At 58.4% G+C, this 18,689-nt stretch carries 19 protein-coding genes; 18 read left to right on the forward strand and 1 reads right to left on the reverse strand.

Going from position 1 to position 18,689, the window contains the following annotated elements; all coding sequences use genetic code 11:
* The first annotated feature begins 7 nt into the window (after positions 1-7).
* The 9 genes from K5Y35_RS07425 to K5Y35_RS27810 all read left to right on the forward strand — a co-directional run bounded on the left by K5Y35_RS07425 (position 8) and on the right by K5Y35_RS27810 (position 9,480).
* Positions 8-544, forward strand: coding sequence for a F0F1 ATP synthase subunit delta (locus K5Y35_RS07425; RefSeq protein WP_007911956.1), 537 nt, complete (start codon positions 8-10; stop codon positions 542-544).
* 21 nt (positions 545-565) lie between these two features.
* Entirely contained in the window at positions 566-2,110 is a 1,545-nt protein-coding gene (gene atpA / locus K5Y35_RS07430) for a F0F1 ATP synthase subunit alpha (protein WP_123470091.1), read from the forward strand.
* A gap of 50 nt (positions 2,111-2,160) precedes the next feature.
* Entirely contained in the window at positions 2,161-3,021 is an 861-nt protein-coding gene (gene atpG, locus K5Y35_RS07435; protein ID WP_008084419.1) for a F0F1 ATP synthase subunit gamma, read from the forward strand.
* A gap of 27 nt (positions 3,022-3,048) precedes the next feature.
* Complete coding sequence (gene atpD, locus K5Y35_RS07440; RefSeq protein ID WP_016772406.1) at positions 3,049-4,428, forward strand: F0F1 ATP synthase subunit beta; 1,380 nt, start codon at positions 3,049-3,051, stop codon at positions 4,426-4,428.
* A 45-nt stretch (positions 4,429-4,473) separates the two neighbouring features.
* Entirely contained in the window at positions 4,474-4,899 is a 426-nt protein-coding gene (locus tag K5Y35_RS07445; RefSeq protein WP_007954164.1) for a F0F1 ATP synthase subunit epsilon, read from the forward strand.
* A 118-nt stretch (positions 4,900-5,017) separates the two neighbouring features.
* Positions 5,018-6,385, forward strand: coding sequence for a bifunctional UDP-N-acetylglucosamine diphosphorylase/glucosamine-1-phosphate N-acetyltransferase GlmU (gene glmU, locus K5Y35_RS07450; protein WP_222833989.1), 1,368 nt, complete (start codon positions 5,018-5,020; stop codon positions 6,383-6,385).
* A 215-nt stretch (positions 6,386-6,600) separates the two neighbouring features.
* On the forward strand, positions 6,601-7,377 hold the full coding sequence (locus K5Y35_RS07455) for a DeoR/GlpR family DNA-binding transcription regulator (protein WP_123470087.1): 777 nt from the start codon (positions 6,601-6,603) through the stop codon (positions 7,375-7,377).
* Positions 7,378-7,379: 2 nt separating this feature from the next.
* On the forward strand, positions 7,380-9,212 hold the full coding sequence (glmS, locus tag K5Y35_RS07460) for a glutamine--fructose-6-phosphate transaminase (isomerizing) (RefSeq protein ID WP_123470086.1): 1,833 nt from the start codon (positions 7,380-7,382) through the stop codon (positions 9,210-9,212).
* A gap of 142 nt (positions 9,213-9,354) precedes the next feature.
* Positions 9,355-9,480 (forward strand): hypothetical protein, encoded by a 126-nt coding sequence (locus tag K5Y35_RS27810; protein WP_261991304.1) that lies wholly within the window; start codon positions 9,355-9,357, stop codon positions 9,478-9,480.
* A 48-nt stretch (positions 9,481-9,528) separates the two neighbouring features.
* Here K5Y35_RS27810 and K5Y35_RS07465 read toward each other — a convergent pair whose 3' ends face one another.
* Positions 9,529-10,071: an arsinothricin resistance N-acetyltransferase ArsN1 family B gene (locus K5Y35_RS07465; protein WP_222833990.1), complete on the reverse strand. Its 543-nt coding sequence runs from the start codon at positions 10,069-10,071 to the stop codon at positions 9,529-9,531.
* A 388-nt stretch (positions 10,072-10,459) separates the two neighbouring features.
* Between K5Y35_RS07465 and K5Y35_RS07470 the strand changes: the two genes are divergently transcribed.
* From K5Y35_RS07470 to K5Y35_RS07510, 9 genes are all read left to right on the forward strand, one after another.
* Positions 10,460-10,882, forward strand: a complete 423-nt coding sequence (locus tag K5Y35_RS07470; protein ID WP_222833991.1) for an arsenate reductase ArsC — start codon at positions 10,460-10,462, stop codon at positions 10,880-10,882.
* Entirely contained in the window at positions 10,879-11,235 is a 357-nt protein-coding gene (locus K5Y35_RS07475) for a metalloregulator ArsR/SmtB family transcription factor (protein WP_123470081.1), read from the forward strand. Before K5Y35_RS07470 ends, K5Y35_RS07475 begins: the two co-directional genes overlap by 4 nt.
* A 27-nt stretch (positions 11,236-11,262) precedes the next feature.
* Complete coding sequence (locus tag K5Y35_RS07480; RefSeq protein ID WP_222833992.1) at positions 11,263-12,546, forward strand: arsenic transporter; 1,284 nt, start codon at positions 11,263-11,265, stop codon at positions 12,544-12,546.
* A gap of 15 nt (positions 12,547-12,561) precedes the next feature.
* Positions 12,562-13,032: an arsenate reductase ArsC gene (locus K5Y35_RS07485; protein WP_099456559.1), complete on the forward strand. Its 471-nt coding sequence runs from the start codon at positions 12,562-12,564 to the stop codon at positions 13,030-13,032.
* An 80-nt stretch (positions 13,033-13,112) separates the two neighbouring features.
* On the forward strand, positions 13,113-13,775 hold the full coding sequence (gene arsH / locus K5Y35_RS07490) for an arsenical resistance protein ArsH (protein ID WP_410055923.1): 663 nt from the start codon (positions 13,113-13,115) through the stop codon (positions 13,773-13,775).
* A 10-nt stretch (positions 13,776-13,785) separates the two neighbouring features.
* A complete protein-coding gene (locus K5Y35_RS07495; RefSeq protein WP_222833994.1) occupies positions 13,786-14,274 on the forward strand; it encodes a cyclin-dependent kinase inhibitor 3 family protein in 489 nt (162 codons plus the stop codon).
* Between the two features lie 584 nt (positions 14,275-14,858).
* Entirely contained in the window at positions 14,859-15,770 is a 912-nt protein-coding gene (locus K5Y35_RS07500) for a LysR family transcriptional regulator (RefSeq protein ID WP_123470073.1), read from the forward strand.
* A gap of 105 nt (positions 15,771-15,875) precedes the next feature.
* Positions 15,876-16,502 carry a glutathione S-transferase family protein gene (locus K5Y35_RS07505; RefSeq protein WP_222833995.1) on the forward strand — a complete coding sequence of 209 codons (627 nt, stop codon included), beginning with the start codon at positions 15,876-15,878 and terminating at the stop codon, positions 16,500-16,502.
* A gap of 45 nt (positions 16,503-16,547) precedes the next feature.
* Positions 16,548-18,578: a pyridoxamine 5'-phosphate oxidase family protein gene (locus tag K5Y35_RS07510; RefSeq protein WP_222833996.1), complete on the forward strand. Its 2,031-nt coding sequence runs from the start codon at positions 16,548-16,550 to the stop codon at positions 18,576-18,578.
* Positions 18,579-18,689 lie beyond the last annotated feature (111 nt).

The raw sequence follows: 18,689 nt of genomic DNA on the forward strand, positions 1-18,689 counted from the left end.
GGCGATCATGGCAGAACTGACCACGTTGGCCCGACCTTACGCTAAGGCGGCCTTCGAGCACGCTCAGGCCCACCAGCAACTGGCCAATTGGTCAGCCATGCTCGGCCTGGCTGCAGCGGTGTCGCAAGACGACACCATGCAGCGCGTGCTCAAGGCCCCGCGACTGACGAGCGCAGAAAAGGCCGCCACGTTTATTGACGTGTGCGGCGACAAGTTTGATGCCAAGGCACAGAACTTCATCAATGTCGTTGCCGAAAACGACCGTCTCCCGCTTCTGCCGGAGATTGCCGCTCTTTTCGACCTGTACAAGGCCGAACAAGAGAAGTCGGTAGACGTTGAAGTGACCAGTGCTTTTGCATTGAACCAAGAACAGCAAGACAAACTCGCCAAGGTTCTCAGTGCACGACTCAACCGGGAAGTGCGCCTGCAAGTTGCGGAGGATGCTGCCCTTATAGGTGGTGTCGTTATCCGCGCCGGCGACCTGGTTATCGATGGCTCGATTCGCGGCAAAATCGCGAAACTTGCCGAAGCATTGAAATCTTGAGTTTGAAGGGGCAGCAGAGCAATGCAGCAACTCAATCCTTCCGAAATAAGTGAAATTATCAAGGGCCGCATCGACAAGCTCGATGTGACCTCCCAAGCCCGTAACGAAGGCACTGTCGTCAGCGTATCTGACGGTATCGTGCGGATTCACGGTCTGGCCGACGTCATGTACGGCGAGATGATCGAGTTTCCGGGCGGCGTCTACGGTATGGCCCTCAACCTGGAGCAAGACTCCGTAGGTGCCGTTGTACTGGGCGCTTACCAGTCTCTGGCTGAAGGCATGAGCGCCAAGTGCACCGGCCGCATCCTCGAAGTTCCGGTTGGTAAGGAACTGCTGGGTCGCGTAGTCGACGCACTGGGTAACCCTGTTGACGGCAAAGGTCCACTGGGCAACACCTTGACCGACGCGGTCGAGAAAGTTGCTCCGGGCGTGATCTGGCGTAAGTCGGTAGACCAGCCTGTACAGACTGGCTACAAGGCTGTCGATGCCATGATCCCTGTCGGCCGTGGCCAGCGTGAGCTGATCATCGGTGACCGTCAGATCGGTAAAACCGCTCTGGCGATCGACGCGATCATCAACCAGAAAGACAGCGGCATTTTCTGCGTCTACGTAGCCATCGGTCAGAAACAATCGACCATCGCCAACGTGGTTCGCAAGCTGGAAGAAAACGGCGCCCTGGCCAACACGATCATCGTGGCTGCCAGTGCTTCGGAATCTCCTGCGCTGCAATTCCTGGCACCGTACTCCGGTTGCACCATGGGTGAATTCTTCCGCGACCGCGGTGAAGACGCGCTGATCGTTTATGACGATCTGTCCAAGCAAGCAGTGGCTTACCGCCAGATTTCCCTGCTGCTGCGCCGTCCACCAGGCCGTGAAGCTTACCCAGGCGACGTGTTCTATCTCCACTCCCGTCTGCTGGAGCGCGCATCCCGCGTTTCGGAAGAATACGTAGAGAAGTTCACCAACGGCGCAGTGACCGGCAAAACCGGTTCCCTGACCGCACTGCCGATCATCGAAACCCAGGCTGGCGACGTTTCCGCGTTCGTTCCGACCAACGTGATTTCCATCACCGACGGTCAGATCTTCCTGGAATCGGCCATGTTCAACTCGGGCATCCGCCCTGCAGTGAACGCCGGTGTTTCGGTATCCCGTGTGGGTGGTGCCGCTCAGACCAAGATCATCAAGAAGCTGTCCGGTGGTATCCGTACCGCTCTGGCTCAGTACCGTGAACTGGCGGCATTCGCCCAGTTCGCTTCTGACCTGGACGAAGCGACCCGCAAGCAACTTGAGCATGGTCAGCGCGTTACCGAGCTGATGAAGCAGAAGCAATACGCACCAATGTCGATCGCTGACATGGCGCTGTCGCTGTATGCCGCTGAGCGTGGGTTCCTGACTGACGTTGAAATCGCCAAGATCGGCAGCTTCGAACAAGCGCTGATTGCTTTCTTCAACCGCGATCACGCCGATTTGATGGCGAAGATCAACGTTAAAGGTGACTTCAATGACGAAATCGACGCTGGCATGAAAGCCGGTATCGAGAAGTTCAAGGCCACCCAAACCTGGTAAGCCGCAGCGGGAGCCGCGAGGCTCCCGCTTGCTAACCTGATAGGTGTTACATGGCAGGCGCAAAAGAGATTCGCAGTAAGATTGCGAGCATCAAAAGCACGCAAAAGATTACCAGCGCCATGGAAAAAGTGGCGGTCAGCAAAATGCGCAAGGCACAAATGCGCATGGCTGCTAGCCGTCCTTATGCGGAACGTATCCGCCAGGTAATTGGGCATCTGGCCAACGCCAACCCGGAATACCGCCACCCGTTCATGATCGACCGCGCCATCAAGCGTGTCGGTTATGTCGTTGTGAGCAGTGACCGTGGTTTGTGCGGCGGCTTGAACACCAACCTGTTCAAGGCCCTGGTCAAGGACATGGCGGTAAACCGCGAAAACGGCGTCGAGATTGATCTGTGTGTCGTTGGTAGCAAGGGTGCGGCCTTTTTCCGCAACTTCGGCGGTAACGTCGTTGCAGCTATCAGCCACCTGGGTGAAGAGCCGTCGATCAATGATCTGATCGGCAGCGTCAAGGTGATGCTGGATGCCTACCTGGACGGCCGTATTGACCGCCTGTCCGTGGTATCCAACAAGTTCATCAACACCATGACGCAGCAGCCTACCGTGGAGCAGTTGATTCCACTGGTGGCTACCCCGGATCAGGATCTCAAGCACCACTGGGACTATCTCTACGAACCGGATGCCAAAGAGCTGCTTGACGGCTTGATGGTCCGCTACGTTGAGTCGCAGGTCTACCAGGCGGTGGTCGAGAACAACGCGGCTGAACAAGCTGCGCGGATGATCGCGATGAAGAACGCTACCGACAACGCCGGTGATTTGATCAGCGATTTGCAGCTGATCTACAACAAGGCGCGTCAGGCTGCGATCACCCAAGAGATCTCGGAAATCGTCGGCGGCGCTGCCGCGGTTTAACGGTTCAAATATTCAGAGGATCCAGCTATGAGTAGCGGACGTATCGTTCAAATCATCGGCGCCGTTATCGACGTGGAATTTCCACGCGACAGCGTACCGAGCATCTACAACGCGCTGACTGTACAAAGCGCGGCCGCAACCACTCTGGAAGTTCAGCAGCAGCTGGGCGACGGCGTGGTTCGCACCATTGCGATGGGTTCCACCGAGGGCTTGAAGCGCGGTCTGGAAGTTACCGACTCTGGCGCAGCCATCTCCGTACCGGTCGGTAAAGCGACCCTGGGCCGGATCATGGACGTCCTCGGCAACCCGATCGACGAAGCTGGCCCGATCGACACCGAAGAGCGCTGGGGCATTCACCGCGCAGCACCTTCGTTCGCTGAGCAAGCAGGCGGCAACGACCTGCTGGAAACCGGCATCAAGGTTATCGACCTGGTTTGCCCGTTCGCCAAAGGCGGTAAAGTCGGTCTGTTCGGTGGTGCCGGTGTAGGCAAAACCGTAAACATGATGGAACTGATCCGTAACATCGCCATCGAGCACAGCGGTTATTCCGTGTTCGCCGGTGTGGGTGAGCGTACTCGTGAGGGTAACGACTTCTACCACGAGATGAAGGACTCCAACGTTCTGGATAAAGTGGCACTGGTTTACGGTCAGATGAACGAGCCGCCGGGAAACCGTCTGCGCGTAGCTCTGACCGGCCTGACCATGGCCGAGAAGTTCCGTGACGAAGGTAACGACGTTCTGCTGTTCGTCGACAACATCTATCGTTACACCCTGGCCGGTACCGAAGTATCCGCACTGCTGGGCCGTATGCCTTCGGCAGTAGGTTACCAGCCGACCCTGGCTGAAGAGATGGGCGTTCTGCAAGAACGTATCACTTCGACCAAGGAAGGTTCGATCACCTCGATCCAAGCGGTATACGTACCTGCGGACGACTTGACCGACCCGTCGCCAGCGACCACCTTCGCCCACTTGGACGCCACCGTCGTTCTGTCCCGTGACATCGCTTCCCTGGGTATCTACCCAGCGGTAGATCCACTGGATTCGACTTCGCGCCAGCTGGACCCGAACGTAATCGGCCAGGACCACTACGACACCGCTCGCGGCGTTCAGTACGTTCTGCAACGTTACAAAGAGCTGAAGGACATCATCGCGATCCTGGGTATGGACGAGCTGTCGGAAGCCGACAAGCAGTTGGTAAACCGTGCTCGTAAGATCCAGCGCTTCTTGTCGCAGCCGTTCTTCGTGGCTGAAGTCTTCACCGGTGCATCGGGTAAATACGTTTCCCTGAAAGACACCATTGCTGGCTTCAAAGGCATCCTCAACGGTGACTACGACCACCTGCCAGAACAAGCGTTCTACATGGTTGGCGGCATCGAAGAAGCGATCGAGAAAGCCAAGAAACTGTAATCCCGGCGCCCGGCAACGGGCGCTAATTTAGGTTGAGGCAATCAGATGGCTATGACAGTCCATTGCGATATCGTCAGCGCGGAAGGGGAAATCTTTTCCGGCCTGGTCGAGATGGTGATTGCGCACGGTGCACTGGGTGATCTTGGTATCGCTCTGGGTCACGCGCCGCTGATCACTAATCTGAAGCCAGGTCCGATCCGCCTGATCAAGCAAGGCGGGGAAGCCGAGGTGTTCTACATCTCCGGTGGTTTCCTCGAGGTTCAGCCGAACATGGTCAAGGTGCTTGCCGATACCGTGCAACGTGCCGCCGACCTGGATGAAGCTCAGGCTCAAGCAGCTCTCAAGGCTGCCGAGGCTGCTCTGCACGAGAAGAGCGCAGATTTCGATTACGGAGCTGCGTCCGCACGTCTGGCCGAGGCTGCAGCTCAGCTGCGCACCGTCCAGCAGATCCGCAAGAAGTTTGGCGGTTAATCCGTCAGCCGCTTGTTGTGCGATTGATAAAAAAGGGTAGCCTCGGCTACCCTTTTTTCTTTTCCGAATTCCCAGAACCCGGTCGCAGTTGCTGACCACCCAGGATTGGTAGCCAGTCATGTCTCTCGAAATCGTTATCCTCGCGGCCGGTCAAGGCACCCGCATGCGTTCGGCGCTGCCGAAGGTGCTGCACCCGATTGCCGGCAACTCCATGCTGGGGCATGTTATCCACAGCGCCCGGCAACTCGATCCACAGCGCATCCATGTGGTCATCGGCCATGGTGCCGATGTGGTCCGTGAGCGTCTGGCCGCCGACGATCTGAATTTTGTCCTGCAGGACAAGCAACTGGGTACCGGTCATGCCACCGCGCAGGCGGTGCCGTTCATCAGCGCGGATACGGTGCTGATTCTGTACGGCGACGTGCCGCTGATCGAAGTCGAAACCCTGCAACGTCTGCTCAAGCACGTCGTGCCTGGACAGATGGGCTTGCTCACCGTCGAACTGGATGACCCGACCGGTTACGGCCGTATCGTGCGGGACGCCGACGGCAAGGTGGCGGCCATCGTTGAGCACAAGGATGCCAGCGAAGCGCAGCGCGCGATCACTGAAGGCAACACCGGCATCCTCGCCGTGCCGGCCAACCGTCTGGCCGACTGGATGACTCGACTGTCGAACAACAATGCCCAGGGCGAGTATTACCTGACCGACGTGATCGAAATGGCGGTCAGCGATGGTCTGGTCGTGGCCACCGAACAACCGCACGACCCGATGGAAGTGCAGGGCGCCAACGACCGCAGGCAACTGGCCGAGCTGGAGCGTCATTACCAGTTGCGCGCTGGCCGTCGGTTGATGGCGCAAGGCGTGACGCTGCGCGACCCGGCGCGCTTTGATGTGCGTGGCGAAGTGACCGTCGGTCGCGACGTGCTGATCGACATCAACGTGATCCTCGAAGGCAACGTTGTCATCGAAGACGATGTGGTGATCGGCCCGAACTGCGTGATCAAGGACAGCACCCTGCGCAAAGGCGTGGTGATCAAGGCCAATAGTCATATCGAAGGTGCTGTTATGGGCGAGGGCAGTGATGCCGGACCGTTTGCACGTCTGCGTCCAGGCACTGTGCTCGAAGCGCGCGCGCATGTGGGTAACTTTGTCGAACTGAAAAATGCCCACATGGGCGAGGGCGCCAAGGCCGGTCACCTGACCTATCTGGGTGATGCCGAAATCGGTGCACGCACCAACATCGGCGCCGGCACCATCACCTGCAATTACGACGGCGCCAACAAGTGGAAAACCGTGTTGGGTGCCGATGTGTTCATCGGCTCCAATAACTCGTTGGTCGCGCCTGTGGATATCTCTGACGGTGCAACCACTGCTGCCGGTTCGACGATTACCCAAAATGTGGATAACACGCAGTTGGCGGTGGGTCGTGCTCGCCAGAGGAACATCGACGGCTGGAAGCGGCCGGAGAAGATCAAGAAAAGCTGAGTTATACACAGGCCGTTCGAGTGCCATCGCGGGCAAGCCCGCTCCCACAGGATTCGTGTTGAAGGACAGATCTTCAAACACAGCGAATCCAGGTGGGAGCGGGCTTGCCCGCAATGCTTTTATCCACAGAATATTTATTGAGTGCCTGCTTGACGATTCAGGTCCGATAGGTTTTGATTGCTTCCGTTATCTTTCGAATCGAAACTTATATCGCCATGTCGAAACGCAACACGCCCCAGCGCCGTCACAACATCCTCGCCTTGCTCAACGAGCAGGGCGAAGTCAGTGTGGACGAATTGGCCAAGCGCTTCGAAACCTCAGAAGTTACGATTCGCAAGGATCTGGCTGCACTGGAGAGCCACGGCTTGTTGCTTCGTCGTTACGGCGGGGCGATCACCATGCCGCAAGAGCTGGTGGCAGAAACTGCCCAAAGCGTTTCCAAATACAAACAGGCGATTGCCCGGGCGGCGGTCAAGCGTATTCGCGAACACGCACGCATCATCATCGACAGCGGCAGTACCACCGCCGCGATGATCCCCGAACTCGGCCAGCAGCCGGGTCTGGTGGTCATGACCAATTCCCTCCACGTTGCCAACGCCCTGAGTGAACTCGAGCACGAGCCGGTGCTGTTGATGACCGGCGGTACCTGGGATCCGCATTCGGAGTCCTTTCAGGGTCAGGTCGCCGAGCAGGTACTACGCTCTTACGACTTCGACCAGTTGTTCATCGGCGCCGACGGTATTGATCTGGTACGCGGCACGACGACCTTCAATGAACTGCTGGGGCTGAGCCGGGTAATGGCGGAAGTGGCGCGGGAAGTCATCGTGATGGTCGAGGCCGACAAGATCGGCCGCAAGATCCCCAATCTGGAGCTGCCCTGGAGCAGCGTCCATACCCTAATTACCGATGATCGCCTGCCTAACGATGCACGCGATCAGATTCAGGCCCGCGGTATCACCGTGATTTGCGCGGCTGTCAGTCAGGAGAAATAAGCATGTGTGGAATTGTCGGCGCAGTTGCTGAACGTAATATCACCGCCATCCTGCTCGAAGGTCTCAAGCGCCTCGAATACCGCGGCTATGACAGCGCTGGTGTGGCGGTGTACACCAATGACGCAAGCCTTGAGCGGATGCGCCGTCCGGGCAAAGTCAGCGAGCTTGAAACCGCACTGGCCGAGCATCCGCTGGTCGGTCGCCTCGGCATCGCCCACACCCGCTGGGCCACCCACGGTGCGCCCTGCGAACGTAACGCTCACCCACATTTCTCCGGCGATATCGCGGTGGTGCACAACGGCATCATCGAGAACCATGAAGCCCTGCGTGAACAACTCAAAGCGCTGGGTTATGTATTCACCTCGGACACTGACACCGAAGTCATCGCGCATTTGCTCAGCCACAAACTCAAGGATCAACCGGACCTGACCGTCGCGCTCAAAGCCACGGTCAAGGAACTGCACGGCGCTTATGGTCTGGCGGTGATCAATGCACAACAACCGGATCGTCTGGTCGCTGCGCGCAGTGGCAGCCCGCTGGTGATCGGCCTGGGGCTGGGTGAGAACTTCCTCGCCTCCGATCAACTGGCGCTGCGTCAGGTCACCGACCGTTTCATGTACCTGGAAGAAGGCGATATCGCCGAAATTCGCCGCGATAACGTGCAGATCTGGGATGTAAACGGTACTGCCGTCGAGCGCCAGACCGTGCAGTACAGCGACGGTGCCGAGGCCGCCGACAAGGGTGAGTTCCGCCACTACATGCTCAAGGAAATCCACGAGCAACCGACGGTGGTCCAGCGCACGCTCGAAGGTCGCCTGAGCCATGATCAAGTGCTGGTACAGGCCTTTGGCCCGCAAGCCGCCGAGCTGTTCGCCAAAGTGCGCAACGTGCAGATTGTGGCCTGCGGCACCAGCTACCACGCCGGTATGGTTGCCCGTTACTGGCTCGAAGAACTGGCCGGGATTCCGTGCCAGGTCGAAGTCGCCAGCGAATTCCGTTACCGCAAAGTGGTAGTGCAGCCGAACACCCTGTTCGTCACTATCTCGCAGTCCGGCGAAACCGCCGACACCCTGGCCGCGCTGCGTAATGCCAAGGAGCTGGGGTTCCTCGCCAGCCTGGCGATCTGCAACGTCGGCATCAGTTCGCTGGTGCGTGAATCCGACCTGACTCTGCTGACCCAGGCCGGCCGCGAAATCGGCGTGGCCTCGACCAAAGCCTTCACCACGCAACTGGTCGGTCTGTTGCTGCTGACCCTGTCGCTGGGTCAGGTGCGCGGCACCCTGGCCAAGGGCGTTGAAGCCCGTCTGGTGGAAGAACTGCGTCGCCTGCCTACCCGCCTGGGTGAAGCACTGGCGATGGACAGCACGGTGGAAAAAATCGCCGAACTGTTCGCCGAGAAGAACCACACCCTGTTCCTCGGCCGTGGCGCGCAATTCCCGGTGGCGATGGAAGGTGCGCTGAAACTCAAGGAAATCTCCTACATTCACGCCGAAGCCTATCCGGCCGGAGAACTGAAACACGGCCCGCTGGCGCTGGTGGATAACGACATGCCGGTGGTCACCGTGGCGCCGAACAACGAACTGCTGGAGAAGCTCAAATCCAACCTGCAGGAAGTCCGTGCCCGTGGCGGCGAACTGATCGTGTTCGCCGACGAGAAGGCCGGGATGACCAACGGCGAAGGCACCCACGTGGTGCAGATGCCGCACATCCACGACATCCTTTCGCCGATTCTCTACACCATCCCGCTGCAATTGCTGTCGTACTACGTCGCCGTGCTCAAAGGGACGGACGTCGACCAGCCGCGCAACCTGGCGAAGTCGGTGACCGTGGAATAAGTTATCCACAGTTGAGATAGCGGATATCTGCAATAAATAAAGGTTGTCACGGTTGCTTCCCCACCGGGGAAGCGACCACAACCTCCAATAGGACAGGGAGTGGAATCACCCTGATGTACTCGATATGGAGCGTTACGCATTGGTGACTGTTGTTGACCGTGACAACGAACGTGCTCAGCTCTACACGGAGATTCAGGCGACTATCGCCCAACAGGTGCAGGCTCGCGAGCAAGTGCGTCAGGAAGCTCGGCAACAGGTAAAAGTGTGAGCACGCTTTAGCCAGGGCGGATGCTGCTCGATTTGCCGAGCAGCAAGCCTAATCCCCTATTTTGCTGAATGGGATGATCTCTATGGGCGGAGTCACCCCACAGAGTGGTTTGCGCCAGTAACCCACGCTATGCCATTGGCCGTGCTTGAACCCTACCTCAGGGTAAGTGCCAATGTGGGTAAACCCGAGCGCCTCATGGAGACCGATGCTCCCCGCGTTGGGCAAGGCGATACCGGCATAGGCGGCATGAAACCCCTGTTTCTCCAGGACTGGTAGAAGCTGCTGATAAAGCGCACGGCCAACCCCTTTTCGGTGCACAGTCGGGTCGACATACACGGTGACATCCACCGACCAACGATAGGCTTCTCTCGCTCGATGCTGGCTTGCGTAAGCGTATCCAACGACGTTGCCTTCCACCTCGGCTACCAGATAGGGATACGTAGGCAGTGTTGCGGCAATTCGTGCTGCCATCTCTTCTACAGTAGGTGGCGTCAGCTCAAACGAGATGACGGTATCCAAAACCATCGGTGCATAGATAGCCTGGATGGCAGAGGCATCAGCGGGTGTAGCAACCCTCACTTTATAAGTCATGTCTTTCCTTGCTGCCCCTGTAAAGAAGCGTGATTGGAGGGCTGCCCCTGTCCGTCAGGGTGTCGCGTCAGGTCCGCGTACTTCGCTTCGAAGAGAGGACCGTTAAATGCTTCGTCGTTTCGCCAAAGCCACGGAACAACGCTGCGGTCTGAAAGACCTCCGCCGTGACGAGTATTTACCAAGCAAATGCTGCTGACGCTGCGGTAAGCAGCTGCCGCCTCCGCTGATTTTCAACGATTCTTGCCCGGTTCTGTTTCCGGGTGAAATAACCAATCTGCGGTTCTCGTGGAAATCGCAGAAGGGTAGTGCGCGCGTCTCCTGATACATTCGCTTTACCGCATATTCGAATTGCCATATATTCGATTTCCCATATGCGTGAGGTGTGGCCATGAGCACCGCCATCAAAGTGCTTTTTATCTGCGTTGCTAACTCCGCTCGATCTCAGCTGGCTGAAGCACTGCTTAGACACAGCGACGCGCGTTTCGAAGCGTTCAGTGCAGGTACCGAACCGACTCACGTTGATCCTCGAACCATTGCCGAACTGGCTCACGTCGGAATCAACGCCCAAGGCCTGCGTAGCAAGTCCTTCGAAGAGTTTCGTGACGAGCATTTCGACTACGTGATCACCCTCTGCGACAAGTCTGCGCGTGAATGTCTGGCGATACCCAAGGCAGGTGAAGTGCTTGCCTGGGATTTTGAGGATCCAGCGAGCAGCTCCCACCCGGACGCCTTCAAACACGCCCTTCACGATATCCACGAACGCATCAAATTATTTGTATTGGTGAAAACCAAACACCTGGAGGCCTCATGAACGAGCCAATCACTCCTACCGTTTTGTTCAAAAGCCTGGCAGATGACACTCGAACCAAAATAACGCTACTCATCGCCCGCGAGGGAGAACTCTGTGTATGCGAACTGACCGCCGCTCTTGAGCAGAGCCAACCAAAAATATCTCGACATCTCGCACTGCTGAGATCCTCCGGGTTACTGGCGGATCGGCGCCAAGGCCAATGGGTTTACTACCGACTCCATCCCGAACTGCCGACATGGGTCACCGAAGTGCTTAAGGGTGTCGTTGATGCCAACCAGCAGTGGCTGGACACAGAAACCAAGCGGCTTTGTGGAATGAACGATCGTCCAGTCAATCAGACCGTGTGCGGCTGATCCAACCTTTCGAAACGAGCCGCTCGCATGCTAATCGCTCTACTTATTTTCATCGTCACCATCGTTCTGGTCATCTGGCAGCCCAAAGGGCTGGGTGTTGGCTGGAGTGCCTCATTGGGTGCCATGCTCGCGTTGCTGAGCGGGGTGGTCAGTCTCGGCGACATCCCGGTGGTATGGAATATCGTGTGGAACGCCACGGCGACGTTCATCGCTGTGATCATCATCAGCCTGCTGCTCGACGAGGCTGGTTTCTTCGAGTGGGCTGCGTTGCATGTCGCTCGCTGGGGAGGTGGCAGCAGCCGCAAGTTGTTTGCCTTCATCATCTTGTTGGGCGCCGCAGTGTCAGCGCTGTTCGCCAATGACGGTGCAGCGCTGATCCTTACTCCTATCGTGATCGCCATGCTGCTGGCCCTGCGCTTTTCCCCCGCAGCAACTCTGGCATTTGTGATGGCCGCAGGATTCATTGCCGACACCGCAAGCCTGCCGCTGGTGGTCTCCAACCTGGTGAATATCGTCTCGGCCGATTACTTCAACATTGGCTTCAGCGAGTACGCCGCAATCATGGTGCCAGTCAACCTGGTCAGCATCGCTGCAACGCTGGGGATGCTCTTGTGGTTCTTCCGCAAAGACTTGCCCAAGACTTATGACCTGGCACAACTGCATGCCCCTGAAGATGCGATCCGGGATCGTGCAACCTTCGTGGCTGGATGGTGGGTGCTGCTCGCGTTGCTGGTCGGCTTCTTCGTTGTCGAGCCACTGGGTATCCCCATCAGTGCCATCGCCGCCGCCTGCGCACTGGTGCTCTACGTCATCGCCGCCAAAGGTCACGCCATCAACACCAGCAAGGTGCTCAAGGGCGCCCCGTGGCAAGTTGTGATCTTCTCGCTGGGCATGTACCTGGTGGTGTATGGCTTGAAGAACGCCGGACTGACTGACCACATTGCTCAGTTGCTTAACGTCTTCGCTGGATATGGCATTTGGGGTGCATCGCTGGGTACAGGACTCCTGACCGCCTTACTTTCTTCGATCATGAACAACATGCCAACAGTGCTCATCGGCGCGCTCTCGATCCATGCAACGGAAGCGACTGGCGTAGTTCATCAAGCCATGGTCTACGCGAACATCATTGGCTGCGATCTTGGTCCGAAAATCACACCTATCGGCAGCCTGGCCACACTGCTCTGGCTGCACGTGCTGGCTAAAAAGGACATCACCATCAGTTGGGGTTACTACTTCAAGACCGGTGTGGTGCTCACGCTTCCAATCCTCATTGCCACCCTGAGCGCCTTGGCTTTGCGCCTCAGCTTTTGATTCCAGGAGATCACGATGAAAGTCCTATTCATGTGCACCCACAATAGCTGCCGGAGCATCTTGTCCGAGGCGGTGTTCAATCACCTTGCTCCTGAAGGAATGGAAGCCGTCAGTTCCGGAAGCTTCCCAAGTGGCCGGGTAAACACGCGAGCGATTCAAACGCTCAAAGCAGCAGGAATCCCTACTGACGGCCTTAGCAGTAAAGCATCCGATGCCTTTGAAGGATCGCCACCAGACATCGTGATCACGGTCTGCGATCGGGCTGCCGGCGAAGCCTGCCCGATCTTCTTCGGCCCGGCGCTCAAGGCTCACTGGGGGCTGGCAGATCCTTCCGAAGCTACGGGATCTGAAGCGCAAATCGAGGCGGCATTCCAGCAAACCCTGAGCAAAATCCAGGAGCGGGTAAACGCCTTCATTTCGTTGCCTATCGCTACGTTGAGCACAGAAGACCTTAAAACTGAGCTAGCCCGCATCGGCACGTTGTAGGCCGTGTGTGGCTGGAGCCAGGAGTCACTATGAAAGACCATTTTCCAAACATCGAAGCAGATCTCATCGACATCCCAAGCATGGAGCGACTCATTCCTCGTGAGCCGTCCACGCATAAACCGCGCATCCTTCTGATTTACGGGTCGACCCGCGAGCGTTCGTTCAGCCGGTTGGTAACCCAAGAAGCCGCGCGTTTGCTGGAGCACTTCGGTGCGGAAACACGAATCTTCAACCCGTCAGGATTACCACTGCCTGATGATGCTCCGGATACCCACCCCAAAGTCGTGGAACTCCGCGAGCTAATGCAGTGGTCGGAAGGACAGGTGTGGTGTTCCCCAGAGCGTCATGGATCGATGAGCGCCGTCTTTAAAGCCCAGATCGACTGGGTGCCATTGGCGATGGGCGCGGTACGTCCGACCCAGGGTAAAACCTTGGCAGTCATGCAGGTTTGCGGCGGCTCTCAGTCTTTCAACGTGGTGAATCAATTGCGGGTACTGGGTCGCTGGATGCGCATGGTGACGATCCCCAATCAGTCTTCAGTGCCCAAAGCGTTTACCGAGTTCGACGAGAATGGACGGATGAAGCCTTCGTCCTACTACGATCGCCTGGTCGACGTGATGGAGGAACTGATGAAGTTCACCCTGCTAGTGCGTGACCGTCAGGATTACCTGGTAGACCGTTACTCGGAACGCAAAGAGTCGGCTGAAGAGCTGTCGAAACGAGTGAATCAGCGCTCCATCTAAGGATCTCATCATGTCTCACCCTTTCTCGATCCTGGCAATGCCAGACGGTGCGGGCTCTCTCATCTTTACCCCGTGTCCGGGCACTCAGGATGAGTCGCTCCAGCAAGCGCTCGGCACTCTGAAAAACGCGGGCGCCAGTGCCATCGTCAGTCTGATGTCCGACGCCGAACTCACTCACAACGGTGTTGGTGAGTTAGGTCAGGAAGTCCAGGCGGCAGGGCTCGCGTGGTACCAGCTACCGATTGAGGATGATGAGGCTCCCGATGCTGAATTTGAGACCCGCTGGCAGAAGGCTCTCCCAGCGTTGTCGAAGCTTCTGGACGCAAACCAGGCTATTGCGATTCATTGCAAAGGTGGGTCGGGACGTACTGGGTTGGTCGCCGCAAAACTCATGATCGACAGAGGAGTGCCGCGTACCCGAGCTGTTGAGTTGGTACAGCAACTGCGACCGCGAGCCATCCAAAAACCTTCGCACGTCTCTTACATCGAGCGACTTTGAAAGCCGTACGACCATTTGAGTTTTTTACGCCAGACGGCGTTGTCTGGAAAAATGGAGATGATCGAACCTCGGCTTTGGCTGGTTGGCTATGGCGATTGGACGGGCTTGGCTTCCGCGACGTTGATCGGGGTGACACGTACTGCGCGTAACGTCGTGAAGGAGGTTCATCGCTATCTCATTCAAGATCTCGTCTGAGGAGTGAGACGAGATCTTTAAACACTGAAGTTATCTACAGGACACCGAAGCCCTTAAACGAAATTCGGCGGAGGGATGAGTTCTTGCGATCAAACATTTCTACCCCTATGCATGTGGGGGCAAAAGATACCATCATAACTACCAAGGGCATTTTTATGCCGCCCCCCTTACTTTTCTGTGCCCGAACATTCGCTGTGACAACCTTTACCAATCGGTAGCTTGTCCGCGTTTTCCTGAAGAGGTCGAGAACTAAGGGGGTTTGTGACAACCTTTTTTATCTGAACACAGGAAAATTCGCAGCCTGCGACAGCTCCTACAAGGTATTGGCGTTCACCCTGTAGGTCCTGCCGCAGGCTGTGATCGTTTGATTTTCAAGCGAGAGTCGACCCATGGATCGTTTCCAGGAAATGCACACCTTCGCCACCGTTGCGCAAGAGCAAGGCTTCTCGGCGGCGGCACGGCGTCTTGGACTGTCGGCCGCCAGCATCACGCGCGCAGTCGCGGCACTGGAACAACGGATCGGTACGCAATTGCTGGTTCGCACGACGCGCACAGTCCATCTCACTGAAGCCGGTCAGCGTTACCTGGAAGACTGCCGCAGGATTCTCGCCGAAGTGCAGGAGGCCGAGGATTCCGCCGCCGGCAGCCACGCCGAGCCCCGTGGGCAACTGACGGTGACGGCGCCGGTGTTGTTCGGCGAGTTGTTTGTCACGCCAGTGATGGCCGGGTATCTGGCGCAGTATCCGGATGTTTCGATCAATGCTCTGTTGCTCGACCGGGTGGTGAACATGGTCGAGGAGGGGATTGATGTGGCGGTGCGCATCGGTGAGCTGCCGGACAGCAATCAGCATGCGATTCGGGTGGGTGAGGTGCGCCGGGTGGTGTGCGGCTCGCCGCAATTTCTCGCCGAACATGGCCGTCCCCGACATCCCCAGGCGCTGGCAGGTTTACCGGTGGTGGCGACGTCCGCCACTGGCCAGACGCGCAGTTGGCCGTTTCTTGAGCGCGGCGAGTCGCTGGTTGTGCGTCCGGAGCCGCGTCTGGTGGTCACCGCCAATCAGGCCGCGATCGCCGCAGCATGTCTGGGGCTGGGGTTGACCCGGGTGCTGTCCTATCAAGTGGCGAGCAAGGTGGCCGCAGGTGAGCTGGAAATTGTCCTCGCCGAATTCGAATTGCCGCCATTACCGATCCACGTGGTCTACCAAGGCGGGCGCAAGGCCCCCGCGCGCATACGCAGTTTCGTCGACTTCGCGGTCAACGCCCTGCGCGAACACCCGGCACTATTGCGCCTGCTGAAATAATTGATTGCATTTGCTGGTTATTCTGTAGTTTTACCGATAAGTGGAAGATGACTCCCATCGGCGCTGTCATTCCCGTAACGGCGCCACTGCCCAGCGGAGTCGACCATGCAAGCGATCAAACTCTACAACTTCCCCCGTTCCGGCCACGCCCACCGGGTCGAATTGATGCTGTCCCTGTTGCAACTGCCTACCGAGCTGATCCTCGTTGATCTGGCGAAAGGTGAGCACAAACAGGCGCCCTACCTGGCCATCAACAGTTTCGGCCAGGTGCCGGCGATTGATGACAACGGCGTGGTACTGGCCGATTCCAACGCGATTCTGGTGTATCTGGCGCACAAGTACGGCAACGGCCGTTGGTTGCCCGCCGATCCGGTCGGTGCTGCACGGGTGCAGCGCTGGTTGTCGGTCGCGGCGGGCCCGATTGCGTTTGGCCCGGCGGCTGCACGGCTGATCACGGTATTCGGGGCGAAACTCAATGCCGACGAACTGATCGAGCGTTCGCACAATTTGCTCAAAGTGATGGACATCGAGCTGGGCAAGACGCCGTATCTGGCGGGCAGCGAGCCAACCATCGCCGACGTAGCGGCCTACAGCTACATCGCCCATGCACCGGAAGGCAATGTGTCGCTGGACGACTATGGCAACGTGCGCGCCTGGCTGGCCCGGATCGAAGCGTTGCCCGGTTTTGTCGGCATGCCGCGCACCGTTGCCGGACTGCAAACCGCAGTCTGATTTTCTTGATCCACACTGCGCGAGCAGCGCGCAAGGGAGGTCGTGATGGAACGTTCACCGTGGCACGCTGGCGAGCGGCAACTGCAAGAAAAGGTGGGTGTTGCCGAGCGTATGGAGGCGTTCGGACGCAAGGTGATTCGCACCTGGATGCCGGATCAGCACCGTGAGTTCTATCAGCAACTGCCTTTCATGCTGTTCGGCGCGGTCGATGCCGACGGTCGTCCCTGGGCCAGTGTGCTCGAAGGGGCGCCGGGATTTGCCCGCTCGCCTGATCCGCAGCACCTGAGGTTTTCCAGCCTGCCGGCTGCTGATGATCCGGCGCAACTGGCCGACGGCGAGCCTGTCGGCTTGCTCGGCATCGAACTGCATACCCGGCGGCGCAATCGCCTCAATGGGCATGTGGCCAATCTTGCGCCTGACGGATTCGAGTTGACGGTGGATCAGGCCTTTGGCAACTGTCCGCAATACATTCAGTTGCGCCAGTTTCAACGGGTGCCGCTGGCCGATCCGGCCTCGCGACCGGCCCGGCATCTGACGGCGCTGGATGACGCCGCGGTGGCGCTGATCGCCAGCGCCGACACGTTTTTCGTCGCCAGTTATGTGGATACCGACGGCCAGCGTGCGGTGGATGTTTCCCACCGTGGCGGCCAGCCCGGTTTCGTGCGGGTGGAGGGCAATCGCCTGACCATTCCCGATTTTGCCGGCAACCTGCACTTCAACACCTTGGGCAATCTGCTGCTCAATCCCAAGGCCGGTCTGTTGTTCATCGACTTTTCCACAGGCGATGTACTGCAACTGAGCGGACGCACCGAGATCATCCTTGAAGGCCCGCAGATCGAGGCCTTTCAAGGCGCGGAGCGGTTGTGGACATTTGAAGTGGAGAAACTGGTGCGGCGCCCGGCAGCCCTGGCTCTGCGCTGGCGCTTCGACGGAATGTCGCCCAACAGCCTGTTGACCGGCAACTGGGCCGAGGCGGATGCCCGTTTGCAGGCGCAGGCTCTGGGCAACCAATGGCGACCGCTGCGGGTGGCGAAAATCGAAGCGGAAAGCCGCCACATTCGCTCCATCTATCTGGAGCCGACTGATGGTGCCGGTTTACCGGTATTTCTCGCCGGCCAGCATTTGCCACTGCGCTTTACCCTCGATGGCGAGGTGCATATCCGCACCTACAGCTTGTCGAGCGCGCCGTCGGACGGTTTCTATCGCATCAGCGTGAAGCGTGAAGGCCGGGTCTCGACCCATTTGCATGAACAGATTCGCGTCGGTGATGTGCTGGAGGCGCGCGCGCCGCAGGGGCATTTCACCGTGGCGCCGCTGGAACGCCGGCCCTTGGTGCTGTTGGCGGCGGGCGTCGGCATTACGCCGTTGCTGTCGATGCTGCGCGAGGTGGTTTATCAAGGCCTGCGTACCCGCAGGATTCGCCCGACGTGGTTATTGCAGAGTTCGCGCAGTCTCGCAGACCAGCCGTTTCGCAAGGAGCTGAATCAGTTGCTGGAGAAGGCGGGCGATGCGGTGCAAGTGATGCGTTTGCTCAGCCAGCCGGAAGACGATGCCGACCTGGGCGAGGATTTTGATCGGCACGGACGTATCGACGGTGCGTTACTGCGCAATCTGCTGGAGGTCGAGGACTACGATCAGATCGACTTCGTGCTGTGTGGCCCCGGCAGTTTTACTCAGGGCCTGTATGACAACCTGCGTGAACTGGATGTGCGCGATGCGCGGATTCATGCGGAAACTTTCGGCCCGTCGACGCTCGTACGCCAGCGGGACCCGGACGCGATCGTCATCAAGCAGCCGCCGGCGGCGACAACGTCAGTGCCGGTGGTCTTTGAGCGCTCGGCCAAAGAGGCGCGCTGGCAACCAGACGGCGGCAGCTTGCTGGAGCTGGCGGAAAGTCGCGGACTGCGCCCGGAGTTCAGTTGCCGGGGTGGCTCATGCGGTACCTGCAAGACCCGGCTGATCAGTGGCGCAGTGAATTATCCACAGCGGCCAGCGGAGATTCCGGAAGAGGGGCAGGTGCTGATTTGTTGTGCGGTGCCGGCGCAGAGTGCACAGCCGTTGGTGCTGGACTTGTGAAGCAGAATGGCGTCGGCGCATGGCGACAGGTGTTGGCAACGGTCGTTCTCTGGTAGCACGCAACAGCCTGCGCCGCTGGATGGGGCGCAGGCTTGTTCATTTGTTCTCGCA

The organism is Pseudomonas sp. SC3(2021) (assembly GCF_019856535.1).
GTDB classification, from domain to species: domain Bacteria; phylum Pseudomonadota; class Gammaproteobacteria; order Pseudomonadales; family Pseudomonadaceae; genus Aquipseudomonas; species Aquipseudomonas monsensis.

What these genes read in the sequence shown, in the direction of transcription:
- K5Y35_RS07475 (WP_123470081.1), top strand. Translation starts at nt 10,879, where the DNA reads ATGAACGAGCCAATCACTCCTACCGTTTTGTTCAAAAGCCTGGCAGAT.
- K5Y35_RS07470 (WP_222833991.1), top strand. Translation starts at nt 10,460, where the DNA reads ATGAGCACCGCCATCAAAGTGCTTTTTATCTGCGTTGCTAACTCCGCT.
- K5Y35_RS07485 (WP_099456559.1), top strand. Translation starts at nt 12,562, where the DNA reads ATGAAAGTCCTATTCATGTGCACCCACAATAGCTGCCGGAGCATCTTG.
- K5Y35_RS07510 (WP_222833996.1), top strand. Translation starts at nt 16,548, where the DNA reads ATGGAACGTTCACCGTGGCACGCTGGCGAGCGGCAACTGCAAGAAAAG.
- atpD (WP_016772406.1), top strand. Translation starts at nt 3,049, where the DNA reads ATGAGTAGCGGACGTATCGTTCAAATCATCGGCGCCGTTATCGACGTG.
- atpA (WP_123470091.1), top strand. Translation starts at nt 566, where the DNA reads ATGCAGCAACTCAATCCTTCCGAAATAAGTGAAATTATCAAGGGCCGC.
- glmS (WP_123470086.1), top strand. Translation starts at nt 7,380, where the DNA reads ATGTGTGGAATTGTCGGCGCAGTTGCTGAACGTAATATCACCGCCATC.
- K5Y35_RS07445 (WP_007954164.1), top strand. Translation starts at nt 4,474, where the DNA reads ATGGCTATGACAGTCCATTGCGATATCGTCAGCGCGGAAGGGGAAATC.
- arsH (WP_410055923.1), top strand. Translation starts at nt 13,113, where the DNA reads ATGGAGCGACTCATTCCTCGTGAGCCGTCCACGCATAAACCGCGCATC.
- glmU (WP_222833989.1), top strand. Translation starts at nt 5,018, where the DNA reads ATGTCTCTCGAAATCGTTATCCTCGCGGCCGGTCAAGGCACCCGCATG.
- K5Y35_RS07465 (WP_222833990.1), bottom strand. Translation starts at nt 10,071, where the DNA reads ATGACTTATAAAGTGAGGGTTGCTACACCCGCTGATGCCTCTGCCATC.
- K5Y35_RS07495 (WP_222833994.1), top strand. Translation starts at nt 13,786, where the DNA reads ATGTCTCACCCTTTCTCGATCCTGGCAATGCCAGACGGTGCGGGCTCT.
- K5Y35_RS07455 (WP_123470087.1), top strand. Translation starts at nt 6,601, where the DNA reads ATGTCGAAACGCAACACGCCCCAGCGCCGTCACAACATCCTCGCCTTG.
- K5Y35_RS07505 (WP_222833995.1), top strand. Translation starts at nt 15,876, where the DNA reads ATGCAAGCGATCAAACTCTACAACTTCCCCCGTTCCGGCCACGCCCAC.
- K5Y35_RS07500 (WP_123470073.1), top strand. Translation starts at nt 14,859, where the DNA reads ATGGATCGTTTCCAGGAAATGCACACCTTCGCCACCGTTGCGCAAGAG.
- K5Y35_RS07480 (WP_222833992.1), top strand. Translation starts at nt 11,263, where the DNA reads ATGCTAATCGCTCTACTTATTTTCATCGTCACCATCGTTCTGGTCATC.
- atpG (WP_008084419.1), top strand. Translation starts at nt 2,161, where the DNA reads ATGGCAGGCGCAAAAGAGATTCGCAGTAAGATTGCGAGCATCAAAAGC.
- K5Y35_RS07425 (WP_007911956.1), top strand. Translation starts at nt 8, where the DNA reads ATGGCAGAACTGACCACGTTGGCCCGACCTTACGCTAAGGCGGCCTTC.